We start from the raw sequence: 12,408 nt of genomic DNA, 5'->3' as shown, positions 1-12,408 counted from the left end.
CGACAAGGGGCAGTCATTTCAGGAAGGAACTTGCTCATGAAGCTCTATTACGCCCCCGGCGCCTGCTCGCTTTCCCCTCATATCAGCCTGCGCGAAGCCGGCGCCGACTTCGAGATCGTCAGGGTCGATACGAAGACGCACCTCACCGAAGCCGGAGCCGATTTCAAGGCAATCAACCCCAAGGGCTATGTACCGGCCCTGGTGCTGGAGAGCGGCGATGTCGTCACCGAAGGTGCGGCCGTGGTGCAATACATCGCCGACCGTTTTCCCGAGGCAAAGCTTGCGCCGGCTAACGGCACGCTGGAGCGCACCCGCCTGCAGGAACAGCTAAATTTCATCTCGTCCGAACTGCACAAGGCCTTCTCGCCACTGTTCAACGGTGCGGCAAGCCCTGAGGCAAAGGAGGCAGCAAAGGCGCAGGTGGCCAAACGCTTCGGCAATGTCGAAAGCCTGCTTGCCGACGGACGCCGCTATCTGCTCGGCGCGGACTTTTCGGTCGCCGATGCCTATCTCTTCACCGTCGTCAACTGGAGCGGCGCCACCGGCATCTCCCTCGCCCCCTGGCCGCATCTTGAAGCCTATGTGGAGCGGATCGGCGAACGGCCGGCAGTGCGTGCCGCCATGCAGAGCGAGGGGCTGATCGCGGCATGAGCGGCCCGTCGACCGATCCCCAATTCGCCGCCGTCGTCGAGGTGCTACAACGCTACTTCGACGGACTCTACCGGAGCGACACGAGCATTCTCCGACGCGTCTTCCATCCGAAGGCGCTCTACGCCACGGCAACGGACGGCACCCTGCTCGAGCTTGACATGGACAGGTACTTTCCGATCGTCGACGGACGCCCTTCGCCGGCCAGCCGTGGCGAGGAGCGTGCCGACCGTATCCTTTCGATCGAATTCGCAGGGCCGGTGACGGCGCTCGCGAAAGTGCAATGCGCCATCGGCGACAAGGCTTTTACCGACCTGCTGTCTCTCGTCTACGTAGACGGCCGGTGGCAGATCATCGCCAAGGTCTTCCACTACGACATCAAACCCGTGCAATAAGGGAGGCCACATGCCGTATGTGAACATAAAGATCACCCGGGAAGGTGCCACGGCCGAACAGAAAGCGGCCCTGATCAAGGGCGTCACCGACCTGCTTGCCGCCGTTCTCGACAAGAACCCGGCCACCACCTTCGTCGTCATCGACGAAGTGGCGCTCGAAGACTGGGGCATCGGGGGATTGCCGGTCGAGGAATATCGACGAAAGATCAAGGCTCAGACGTAACAGGAAATGCCTTCTCCCCACGACATGGGGAGAAGGCAATCCCCAGGAAAAGGAAACGGCGAACAGTCGGCCGCTGCTGCCTTTGCGCTTGATCGCTATCGTCGGGCTCTCTATCTCATTGTCTCCCGCCGCATCGATCCCGGAGACGCATCTTGTCCGTATTCAGCAACCTCCCCAAAGCTCCCGTCGCCGCGAAAAAGTCGGTGAGCGATACGCGCCATGGCATTACCCGCACGGATGACTACGCCTGGCTGCGCGCGGACAATTGGCAGGCGATGTTCCGGGATCCCTCGATCCTCGACCCGGAAATCCGCAAGCATCTGGAAGCCGAAAACGCCTACATGAACGCGGCCATGGACGACACGAAGCCGCTGCAAAAGACGCTGTTTGCCGAGATGCGCGGCCGGATCAAGGAAGACGACAGTTCGATACCGGTCAAGGACGGTCCGTATGCCTATGGCCACGCCTATGTCACCGGCGGCGAGCAGCCGCGCTACTTCCGCATTCCCCGCGACGGCGACCACAAGGATGAGGCGATCCGGCAACTGCTGCTCGACGGCGACAAGGAGGCAGAAGGCAAGGCCTATTTCCGCCTCGCCGGCCTCGACCATTCGAGCGATCACAGCCTCGGCATCTGGGGTTACGACGACAAGGGCTCGGAATACTTCACCCTCCGGGTCCGCGATCTCGCCTCCGGCCAAGACCTGGCCGACGTGATCGAGAATACCGGCGGCGGCGGCGCATGGGCGCCCGATGGCAAGAGCTTCTTCTACACCGTGCTCGACGACAACCATCGCCCGTCGAAGATCTTCCATCACGTGCTCGGCACCAGCCAGGCGGATGACCGGCTGGTCTACGAAGAGGACGATCCCGGCTTCTTCATGTCGGTCGGCGGTTCGCTGCTCGACGATTTCATCTATATCGACATCCATGATCACGAGACCAGCGAATACCGGCTGCTCTCGACCAGTGACCTGACGGCAAAACCGAAGCTCGTTGCCGGACGCGTCACCGGGCTCGAATACTCCATGACCGAAGGTGGTGACGTCTTCTACATCCTGACCAATGCCGACGGCGCCAAGGACTTCAAGATCGTCGAGGCACCGGTCCATGCGCCGGGCAAGGAAAACTGGCGCGAGGTCGTGCCGCACAAGCCGGGGACGCTCATCCTCAGCCACATGGCCTATGCCCGCCATCTCGTCTGGCTGCAGCGGCGCGAGGGCCTGCCGGAGATCGTCATCCGCGACCGGCAGACCGGCGAAGAGCATGCGATCGCCTTCGCGGAAGAGGCCTATTCGCTCGGCCTTTCCGGTGCCGCCGAATACGACACCAATGTCATCCGCTTCTCCTATTCGTCGATGACGACGCCGTCACAGCTCTTCGACTACGACATGGCGACGCGCGAGCGCACGCTGCTCAAGACCCAGGAGGTGCCTTCCGGCCACAACCCGGACGACTATGTCACCCGACGCGTCTTCGCCCCGTCCTGGGATGGCATCGAGGTACCGGTTACGTTGCTCTACCGCAAGGACACGCCGCTCGATGGCTCGGCGCCGTGCCTGCTCTATGGCTACGGCGCCTACGGCATCACCATTCCGGCCGGCTTCAACACCAATTGCCTGTCGCTTGCCGACCGCGGCTTCGTCTATGCCATCGCCCATATCCGCGGCGGCAAGGATCGCGGCTTTGCCTGGTACGAAGACGGCAAGATGGCCAAGAAGACCAACACCTTCAAGGATTTCATCGCCGCCGCTGACTATCTGAATCAACAGAAGTTCACGTCCTACGCGAAGATCGTCGCCGAAGGCGGCTCGGCCGGCGGCATGCTGATGGGCGCGATCGCCAACATGGCTCCGGAGAAGTTCGCCGGCATCATCGCCGCCGTGCCCTTCGTCGACGTGCTCAACACCATGCTCGACGACACCCTGCCGCTCACCCCGCCGGAGTGGCCGGAATGGGGCAATCCGATCGAAAGCCGTGAATTCTACGACATCATCGCCGGCTATTCGCCCTACGACAATGTCGGCGCAAAGTCCTATCCGGCGATCCTCGCGCTCGGTGGCCTGACCGATCCGCGCGTCACCTATTGGGAGCCGGCGAAATGGGTTGCGCGGCTGCGCGAAAAGACCACCGGAAGCGAGCCCATTCTGCTGAAGACCAATATGGATGCAGGCCACGGCGGTGCCTCGGGACGCTTCCAGCGGCTCGAAGAGATCGCCTTCGAATATGCCTTCGCCATCAAGGTCGCCGGCAAGATGTAACCAGAGCGGGATGAAGAAAAGTGTTCGCGGTTTTCCGCCCGCATCCCGCTCTACCCCATGACAATCGATCACGTTTAGGATTTGGGTCGATCCGGCCCAAAATCATCGTGATCCAGGAGGTCCCGCCATGCCCGTTCATGTCGCCCTGCTCCGTGCCGTCAATGTCGGCGGCACGACATCGCTGGCGATGGCCGACCTCAAGGCGATCTGCGAGGGGCTCGGCTTTGCCGACGTCAAGACCTACATCCAGAGCGGCAACGTGCTGTTCCGCTCGGATCTGCCGGCAGCGACAGCAGCAGCGATGCTCGACGGCGCCCTTCAGGAAAAACTCGGGAAGGCACCGGGCGTGATGATCCGGACCGGCGCACAATTGCAGGCGATCGCCGATCGCGCGCCGTTCCCGGACGCTCAACCCAACCGGCTGCACGTCGTCTTCCTCTCGGAGCCCGCGCCGGCGGACGCACTCGACAAGCTTGTCGCCCCGGATGGCGAGGAAGCGCAGTTGGCTGGGAGCGAAATCTACATCCATTTTCCAAACGGTGCCGGCCGTTCGAAGTTCAAGCTGCCGGCAGCGAAATCCGGCACCGCCCGCAACCTCAACACGGTGCGCAAGCTCGCTGCTCTGGCACTCGAAATGGAAAGATAAGGTATCCGCTTTCGCAAGCCGGATTTGAGGCGCTTTTTCTGTTGTCGGAATGCCTCAGGCGGTCGCCGGCTGGAATAACAGCCGGACAAAGGATCTGAGCACGAGCAACTGCTGCGGCAGGCTCTCCGGCTGCTTCAGCGCCTTGGACAAAATGATGCCGCCTTCGAGCACCGTCGAAACCATGTCGGCCAGTTGATCGACGTCCAGCGGTTCGCGCGGCCGATAAGCGCGCATGATCTCCTCGAACATCGCGCCGAAGCGCCGGCGCCACATCAGCGCCGCCTGCCGGTTGATCTCCTGGATCTCGCGATCGAAGGCGCGTTCCTGGGTACACATCACCGCGACCAGACAACCGGGGTGGCCGTTCGGCAGGTCGGACAGCGTTTCGGACAGTAGTTTCAGTCCGAGCAGGAGCGCCTGCAGCGGGTCGTCGGCCAATTGATGGGCCCGGCCAAAGATCTCATCGTAGATACGCTCGTCGTTCTCGATGTAGCGTTCAAGCAGCGCCCGTGCGAGCTCGTTCTTGTCACGGAAATGGTAGAAGAAACCGCTCTTGGTAATGCCGATCTCGGCGATCAGTTCGTCGATCGAGGTCGCGCCAAAACCCTTCGCCAACACCGCCGCCTCCGCGATGTCGAGGATCCTCGCTCGCGTTTCCTCACCCTTTCGCATTAGTCGGCGCCCTACCATTGGTGCGGTTTCCGACAACGAAGGGGCCACCAGCCGGCGACGCCGTGACGGAACCAACGCAGTAAGTTACTGATTTCGCTACAATATGCGGATATATTAGCAATAGTATACCTTAAGTCGTCTAGTTTAGAAGACGATAAAAAGGCAGTAATTTACTTGGTTCTGCGGGAAAGGAGGCGTCCCCGAGCCTATCAGCAAGACTGAACCGGTGGAGACCGACATGGCCAAATACCGACGGAGCCTGCCACTCTTGAAGGGTGGGCTGTTCCTGAGCGACGGCGGCATGGAGACGACGCTGATCTTCCACGAAGGCGTCCCGCTTCCGCATTTCGCAGCCTTCGTGTTGCTTTCGACCGCCGATGGGCGGCGGCGGCTGCTCAACTACTACGCACGCTATCTCGCGATCGCCCAGCAACATGGCACCGGCTTCGTGCTCGACACGCCCACCTGGCGCGCAAGCTCCGACTGGGGCGTCAAGCTCGGCTACGATGACGAGGCGCTGGCCGTCACAAACCAGAACGCCATCTACATCCTCTCGGAACTGCGCGCCGAATACGAGCGCCCGCAGGCACCGATCGTGCTCAGCGGAGCGATCGGTCCGCGTGGCGACGGCTACTGCCTGGGCCGTATGAACCCTGACGAGGCCGAAGACTATCATTCGCCGCAAATCTCGGCCTTTGCGGCCAGCGAGGCGGATATGGTCAGCGCCTATACGCTGACCAGCATCGATGAAGCGATCGGCATCACCCGGGCCGCTCAGAGCCACGGCATGCCCTCGGCCATCTCCTTCACGGTGGAGACAAATGGTCGCCTGCCGGACGGCCGCACGCTTCAGGCTGCGGTCGAGACCGTCGACGCTGCGACCGGCGGCTATCCGCATTACTACATGATCAACTGTGCCCATCCGAGCCATTTCGAAACGGTCCTCGACGCCCGGGCCACCTGGACGCAGCGCATCGCCGGGATCCGAGCCAATGCCTCGATGATGAGCCATGCCGAACTCGACGACAGCGAAACGCTCGATGCCGGTGATCCCGCCGACCTTGGGCGGCGGTACAGAACACTGACGGCACATTTGCCACGATTGCGCATCCTCGGTGGCTGCTGCGGCACCGATCATCGCCATATCGCGGCAATCTGCGAGGCCTGCCTTCCACCGACGGCGCTTAGCGCCTGAGGCGCGGGCCTCGCCCTCCCGGCCCTCTCGCGACTGATCGCGGGAGGGCGCCGCCGCTCTCGCGAAAGCCACAGTGCCGGAGCAATTTCAGCCCGCATCCCGCTCTAACTTCCAAGAATCGATCACGATGATTTTTGCTCGAGTCGGCGCAAAATCATCGTGATCTCGTGTAGACTTGGGCGGAAAGGACGGCCCCGGGCAATCCCGACAGACGCCGTTGACCGCTTGATCATGAACTATGCTCCCCCCTCACCGACCGGAAATGCCGAAGCCTTTGCCTTCGACAATAGCTATGCGCGGCTGCCGCAACAGTTCTTTGCGCGCGTCGAGCCGACGCCCGTCGCGGAGCCCTGGCTGATCAAGCTCAACAAGCCGCTCGCCGAGGAACTCGGGCTCGACGTCGCCGTGCTCGAGCGCGAAGGTGCCCAGATCTTCTCGGGAAACCGCGTGCCGGTTGGCGCCGAGCCGCTTGCCATGGCCTATGCCGGGCACCAGTTCGGCACCTTCGTGCCGCAGCTTGGCGACGGCCGGGCAATCCTGCTCGGTGAGGTGATCGACCGCAACGGAACGCGGCGCGACATCCAGTTGAAGGGACCGGGCCAAACGCCCTTTTCACGGCGTGGCGACGGGCGCGCGGCACTCGGGCCGGTGCTGCGCGAATATATCGTCAGCGAGGCGATGTTTGCCTTGGGTATCCCAACGACACGGGCGCTTGCGGCCGTGGTCACCGGTCAGCCCGTCTATCGCGAGCAGATCCTGCCCGGCGCCATCGTCACGCGCGTTGCAGCGAGCCACCTGCGCGTCGGCACCTTCCAGTTCTTCGCCGCACGCGGCGACATGGCATCCGTGAAGATCCTCGCCGACTACGCGATCGACCGGCACTATCCCGAGATCAAGGATCATGCGCGGCCCTATCTCGCCTTCTTCAAGGCGGTGGCGGCGCGCCAGGCGGAGCTGATTGCCCGTTGGCTGCATGTCGGCTTCATCCATGGCGTGATGAACACCGACAACATGACGATATCCGGCGAGACGATCGATTTCGGCCCCTGTGCCTTCATGGATGTCTACGACCCCAAGAAGGTGTTCTCCTCGATCGACCAGATCGGCCGTTATGCCTATGCGAGCCAGCCCGGCATCGGCCAATGGAACCTCGCGCGTCTCGCCGAGACGCTGGTGCCACTCTTCGACGATAATGCGGACACGGCGGTGGAACTGGCCAATGATGCGCTCGGCGAATACGGCGCAATCTTCCAGCGCCATTGGTTGGACGGCATGCGGGCCAAGATCGGGCTGGCCACGAGCGAAGAAAGCGACCTTGATCTCGTGCAGGCACTGCTGACGGCCATGCACAAGGGCGAGGCCGATTTCACTCTGACCTTCCGGCGGCTGTGCGACAGTGCCCGCGATCCGGCAGGCGATGCGACGTTCAGCGCTATTTTCGCCTCGGCCGAGACGATCCAGCCATGGCTTCAGGACTGGCGCCAGCGGCTTTCCCGCGAAACGGCGACGCCCGAAGCGCGCTCGCGCGCGATGAGGGCCGTGAATCCCGCCTATATCCCCCGCAATCACCGCATCGAACAGGCGATTGCAGCGGCAACCAATGACGGCGATTTTTCGCTGTTCGAGGCGCTCGTCGAGGTCACCGCAAAGCCCTACGAGGACCAGCCGCGCTTTGCTGCCTACCAGGAGCCGCCGAAGCCCGAAGAAGAAGTCCTGCGAACCTTCTGCGGCACGTGACAGTCGTCTGAAGCTGCGCCAGCTCGAAGCGATCCGGCCCGCTGCTTCTGGTCCTGATTCACCGAAACGTTCTAACTTCTTGTTTTTTCATGGCGTGATGGCACGGCTCGCCAACAGATGGGTCCATACCCATCGGGCTTGTGTTCATTTATCGCGGCAGCTTGAGCGCAACCCCATCGCATAACCCTAAATTTCCGCGTTGCGGAATTGTGGCTATTGAAAGGCAGATGCGGCGCGTTAGGTGCTACCGGTAAGTGCCAGGCGCGCCTTTCCACACCCGGCTGCCGCGACATCGCTTGCGGCCGCCAACTCCGAAACCGACCTGTCTCACGCGGCCCCGAACGGGACCGGCGTTATGGAAAAAACCGTGCCGCGGCACCTTTCTTCAATGCGGGAGTTTCCATCATGCTCATCCTGACGGCCATGGTCTTCGCTCTCATTGGCCTCGTGCTCGGCGGTGGCGGAGCCAAGCTGCTGATGCTCGGCGGCAGCCCCTACTATCTCGTCGTCGGTATCGGCTTCCTACTGACGGCCGTGCTCATGTTTATGCGGAAATCGGCGGCGATCTGGCTCTATGCGTTCATCGTCCTCGGATCGCTCGGCTGGGCGGTCTCCGAGGTCGGCTTCGACTGGTGGCAGCTCGGCCCGCGCGGCGGTGTCATCGTGCTTCTGGGGCTCTGGCTGCTGCTGCCGTCCGTCCGTCGTCCGCTTGGCTTCGAGAGCCCAACGGGCGAGCGCTACGCGGTGAGCGGCTGGCCGCTGGCGATCGCCGTGCTCATCGCGATCGGCGTGGCCGGGTATGCCCTGACGCAGGACCCGCACGACATTCGCGGAGATCTGCCAAGCGATGTCGTTGCCGCCAGTCCGCCGCTTGGAGGCTCGGTGCCTCCGGGCGAATGGCACCAGTACGGGCGTACGCCGTTCGGTCAAAGGTACTCGCCGCTCAAGCAGATAACGCCGGACAATGTCGGCACCCTCAAGCTTGCCTGGCAGTACCAGACCGGCGACGTCAAACGGCCCGACGACGTCGGGGAGACGACCTATCAGGTCACGCCGCTCAAGGTGAAAGATACGCTCTATGCCTGCACGCCGCACAATTGGGCGATCGCGCTCGATGCAGCGACCGGTGAGGAGAAATGGAAATATGATTCCAACTCGGGCATGAATCCCGATCGCCAGCATCAGACCTGCCGCGGTGTCACCTATTGGGCCGACCCGGCCGCAGCACCCGGCAGCCCCTGCGCCGAGCGGGTCTACCTGCCGACCTCCGATGCACGCCTGATCGCGCTCGACGCGGCGACCGGCTCGGTCTGCACCGGCTTCGCCGACAACGGCGTGCTGCGTCTCGAAACGGGCATGAAGTACAATCCGGCCGGCTACTACTATTCGACGTCACCGCCGGTGGCAGTGGCCGGCAAGCTCATCATCGGCGGCGCCGTCAACGACAACTATTCGACCCAGGAACAATCCGGCGTCATCCGTGCCTTCGACATCAACACGGGCGCGCTGATCTGGAACTGGGACAGCGGCAATCCGGATGTGACGACGCCGCTTCCCGTGGGGCAAACCTACACGACCAACTCGCCGAACAGCTGGTCGGTTTTCAGCTATGACGAAGCGCTTGGCCTGGTCTACATCCCCATGGGCAACCAGGTGCCGGACCAGCTCGGCATGGGGCGCAGCGAGCACGTCGAGAAATATTCGTCCTCGATCGTCGCGCTCGACATCAATTCCGGCGCGGTGCGCTGGGTCCGCCAGACCGTGCACCACGATCTCTGGGACATGGACGTGCCGGCGCAGCCGGCCCTGCTCGACATCACCAAGGACGACGGCACGGTGGTGCCGGCGCTGGTCGGGCCGACGAAACAGGGCGATATCTACGTGCTCGACCGCAGAAGCGGCGAGCCGATCATCCCCATCGAGGAGGTCCAGGCGCCGGGTGGGGCGATCCCCGAGGATTTCAGTGCGCCGAGCCAGCCAGTCTCGGGCCTTACCTTCATGCCTTCGCCACTGCAGGAGAAGGACATGTGGGGCATCACGCTCTTCGACCAGCTTGCCTGCCGCATCGCGTTCCGGTCGCTGAAATACGAGGAGCGCTACACGCCGCCGTCGATCGAGGGAACGCTCGTCTACCCCGGCAACTTCGGCACCTTCAATTGGGGCTCCGTCGCCGTCGATCCGGAACGGCAGGTGATGTTCGGCATGCCGACCTACCTCGCCTTCACGTCGCGTCTCGTGCCTCGCGATCAGATTCCGCCGAGGGGGCAGGACGAGAAAGGATCGGAACAAGGCCTCAACCGTAACGAAGGCGCGCCCTATGGCGTCTTCATGGGTCCCTTCCTCGGGCCGCTCGGCATTCCCTGCCAGGCGCCACCATGGGGCTATGTCGCCGGCGCAGACCTCAGGACCGGCAAGATCGCCTACAAGCACAAGAACGGCACCGTCGAGGACATGACGCCGCTGCCGTTGCCGTTCAAGGTCGGCGTGCCGGGCATCGGCGGACCGATGATCACCAAGGGCGGCGTCGCCTTCCTGGGTGCTGCGGTCGACGATTATCTGCGCGCCTATGACCTGACGACCGGCCGCCAGCTTTGGGAAGCCCGCCTGCCCGCCGGCGGCCAGTCGACACCGATGAGCTATGCGGTTGGCGATAAGCAATATGTGATGATCGTCGCCGGAGGCCACGGTTCGGTCGGCACCCGGCCGGGTGACTACATCATCGCCTACACCCTGCCCTGACGCGCGAGAAGCATCCCTAATTCTCGCTAGAAGGTTGCAGTAGCAAGCTCCACGCAAGCCCGCAAAAGCAGCTTCCCCCGGACGACAGATTCCGGGGGATTCCCATGAAGATCGACAACAGCATCTCGAGCTACTACTTCTCCCAGCGCCGCCAGCAGATGGGTACGGTTTCGCCGATTGAAGAGACCGGCACCGATGCGCGCCCGCGGCTTGCCCCGACAATCGCACCGCCGTCGACCTCGAACGCGCTCTCCAACGCCTTGTGGGCGACCGCAACCCGCGGCGAACCCGGCACGGCCTCGATCACGGACAAGGAAGGGGCGGCTCCCTCGGGCAATTCGGTCAGCGACGAGTTCCTGAAGCGGGCGAAGATGAGCCTGGCGGAACAGATCCGCGCGCAGATCCTCGAATCGCTCGGTCTCAGCGAAGAAGACCTGAAGGCGATGGACTCTGAGCAGCGCAAGGCGGTCGAGGACGAAATCCGTCAAGCCATCGAACGTGCGATGGGCGTCGAGAAGCAGCGCGACAACGCGGCCACCGACATCGGCGCAACTGGAGGAGAGCGATCTCTTCGACGGGATCTTGCTCTCGTTCCTCGGTAACAAACCTGACTACGGCCAGGCCGGGCCAGAATTGATGCCGAGGCCCCGGTCTCCGAATTTGGGAGGGCCCAGACGGGTCTTTCCCTCACCCCACCATTGACACCCAACAGCGCGCAACTATCTATTGCTCCAGGAGCTATAGGTTTGAGGCGAACATGTATTCCATCGGCGATCTCTCACGGCGCACCGGCGTGAAAATTCCGACCATTCGCTATTACGAGCAGATGGGGCTGATCGCGGCGCCCGAGCGTTCCGAAGGCAACCAGCGGCGCTACGAGAAAAGCGAACTCGAGCGACTGGCCTTCATCCGTCACGCACGCGATCTCGGCCTGTCGATCGATTCGATCCGGGATCTGCTCGCCCTCAGTCAGCATCCGGAACGCCCGTGCGGCGAAGCCGACCGGATCGCCAGCGAACATCTGGCGACCGTTCGCGAGAAGATCGCCCGGCTGAAGAAGCTGGAGCAGGAACTGGAACGCATCGTCGCCTGCCACGGCAATCACACGGTGGGCGACTGCTATGTGATCCGGGCTTTGGCCGACCACTCGATGTGCGAGAGCGAGCACTGAGATCACAGGGATAATGACCGCGCGAAAAATCCCCGTTGACAAAATCGCGAAAACGAACAATCTAGCGCCCATGATCAAGAACGCACCCATTTGCCGCGTGTATTTTTGGCTGTTCCGATAGGAGCGGCCTGCTGATCATATTCAACAAGGCCGCCATCAGGCGGCTTTTGTTTTTCCGGCTCCTGATGGCGAGAGAACCCGAGGAGCCGAGACATGCTACAGACCGCCATCCCCACCCTTCATCCCGTCCCGTCGGCGCGGCCGCCGATGGTCACGATCCGCTGCGCCAAGCAGCGCGACCTGCCGGAATTGCGCGAGATGATCGCCGAACTGGCCGCCCACCATGGCGATGCCGCGCCGATCACGCCGGAGCAGCTCGAGCGCGACCTCTTCGGCCGCACGCCCTGGATCACCGCGCTCGTTGCCGAGGCCGGCAACCGGCTGATCGGCTACGCGATCCTGGTGCCGATCTACCGGGCCGCCGAGGGCGCCCGCGGCATGGAACTGCACCATCTCTTCGTTCGCCCTGAAAGCCGCGGCACCGGCATCGGCCGTCACCTCGTTGCCAAGGCGCGCGAGCAGGCGAAGATGGCCGGCTGCGACTTCCTTTCGGTCAGTGCCGCCACCGGCAATTTCCAGGCGCATCATTTCTACGAATCCGAACGCTTCGTGCCTCGTCCGGTGACCGGCATGCGCTATATGCAGAAGCTTGGATGAGGAC

At 62.9% G+C, this 12,408-nt stretch carries 12 protein-coding genes; 11 read left to right on the top strand and 1 reads right to left on the bottom strand.

Annotation, left to right across the window (positions count from 1 at the left end):
- Positions 1–36 precede the first annotated feature (36 nt).
- The 5 genes from gstA to QM996_RS03575 all read left to right on the top strand — a co-directional run bounded on the left by gstA (position 37) and on the right by QM996_RS03575 (position 4,173).
- Complete coding sequence (gene gstA, locus QM996_RS03595; RefSeq protein ID WP_500269332.1) at positions 37–651, top strand: glutathione S-transferase family protein; 615 nt, start codon at positions 37–39, stop codon at positions 649–651.
- Entirely contained in the window at positions 648–1,043 is a 396-nt protein-coding gene (locus tag QM996_RS03590) for a nuclear transport factor 2 family protein (RefSeq protein ID WP_500269331.1), read from the top strand. The genes gstA and QM996_RS03590 overlap by 4 nt, the downstream gene beginning before the upstream one ends.
- 10 nt (positions 1,044–1,053) lie before the next feature.
- A complete protein-coding gene (locus tag QM996_RS03585) occupies positions 1,054–1,266 on the top strand; it encodes a tautomerase family protein (protein WP_500269330.1) in 213 nt (70 codons plus the stop codon).
- Positions 1,267–1,418: 152 nt separating this feature from the next.
- Positions 1,419–3,527 carry a S9 family peptidase gene (locus QM996_RS03580; RefSeq protein WP_500269329.1) on the top strand — a complete coding sequence of 703 codons (2,109 nt, stop codon included), beginning with the start codon at positions 1,419–1,421 and terminating at the stop codon, positions 3,525–3,527.
- A gap of 127 nt (positions 3,528–3,654) precedes the next feature.
- On the top strand, positions 3,655–4,173 hold the full coding sequence (locus QM996_RS03575) for a DUF1697 domain-containing protein (RefSeq protein WP_500269328.1): 519 nt from the start codon (positions 3,655–3,657) through the stop codon (positions 4,171–4,173).
- A 54-nt stretch (positions 4,174–4,227) separates the two neighbouring features.
- Here the strand turns inward: QM996_RS03575 and QM996_RS03570 are convergent, their stop codons facing one another.
- Positions 4,228–4,845, bottom strand: a complete 618-nt coding sequence (locus tag QM996_RS03570) for a TetR/AcrR family transcriptional regulator (protein ID WP_500269327.1) — start codon at positions 4,843–4,845, stop codon at positions 4,228–4,230.
- A gap of 238 nt (positions 4,846–5,083) precedes the next feature.
- On the opposite strand from QM996_RS03570, the gene QM996_RS03565 reads away from it, so the two are divergent.
- From QM996_RS03565 to QM996_RS03540, 6 genes are all read left to right on the top strand, one after another.
- On the top strand, positions 5,084–6,040 hold the full coding sequence (locus tag QM996_RS03565) for a homocysteine S-methyltransferase family protein (RefSeq protein ID WP_500269326.1): 957 nt from the start codon (positions 5,084–5,086) through the stop codon (positions 6,038–6,040).
- A gap of 231 nt (positions 6,041–6,271) precedes the next feature.
- Positions 6,272–7,777, top strand: a complete 1,506-nt coding sequence (locus tag QM996_RS03560; RefSeq protein WP_500269325.1) for a protein adenylyltransferase SelO — start codon at positions 6,272–6,274, stop codon at positions 7,775–7,777.
- 405 nt (positions 7,778–8,182) lie between these two features.
- On the top strand, positions 8,183–10,516 hold the full coding sequence (locus QM996_RS03555; RefSeq protein WP_500269324.1) for a glucose/quinate/shikimate family membrane-bound PQQ-dependent dehydrogenase: 2,334 nt from the start codon (positions 8,183–8,185) through the stop codon (positions 10,514–10,516).
- A gap of 104 nt (positions 10,517–10,620) precedes the next feature.
- Positions 10,621–11,118 (top strand): hypothetical protein, encoded by a 498-nt coding sequence (locus QM996_RS03550; protein WP_500269323.1) that lies wholly within the window; start codon positions 10,621–10,623, stop codon positions 11,116–11,118.
- A 155-nt stretch (positions 11,119–11,273) separates the two neighbouring features.
- A complete protein-coding gene (locus tag QM996_RS03545) occupies positions 11,274–11,687 on the top strand; it encodes a MerR family transcriptional regulator (protein WP_247957937.1) in 414 nt (137 codons plus the stop codon).
- Positions 11,688–11,900: 213 nt separating this feature from the next.
- Positions 11,901–12,404: a GNAT family N-acetyltransferase gene (locus QM996_RS03540; protein WP_058320326.1), complete on the top strand. Its 504-nt coding sequence runs from the start codon at positions 11,901–11,903 to the stop codon at positions 12,402–12,404.
- Positions 12,405–12,408: the final 4 nt, after the last annotated feature.

Source organism: Sinorhizobium chiapasense (genome assembly GCF_045277575.1).
In the GTDB taxonomy this organism is placed as follows: Bacteria; Pseudomonadota; Alphaproteobacteria; order Rhizobiales; family Rhizobiaceae; genus Ensifer; species Ensifer chiapasense_A.
This window is presented reverse-complemented; position numbering and strand designations above follow the sequence as displayed.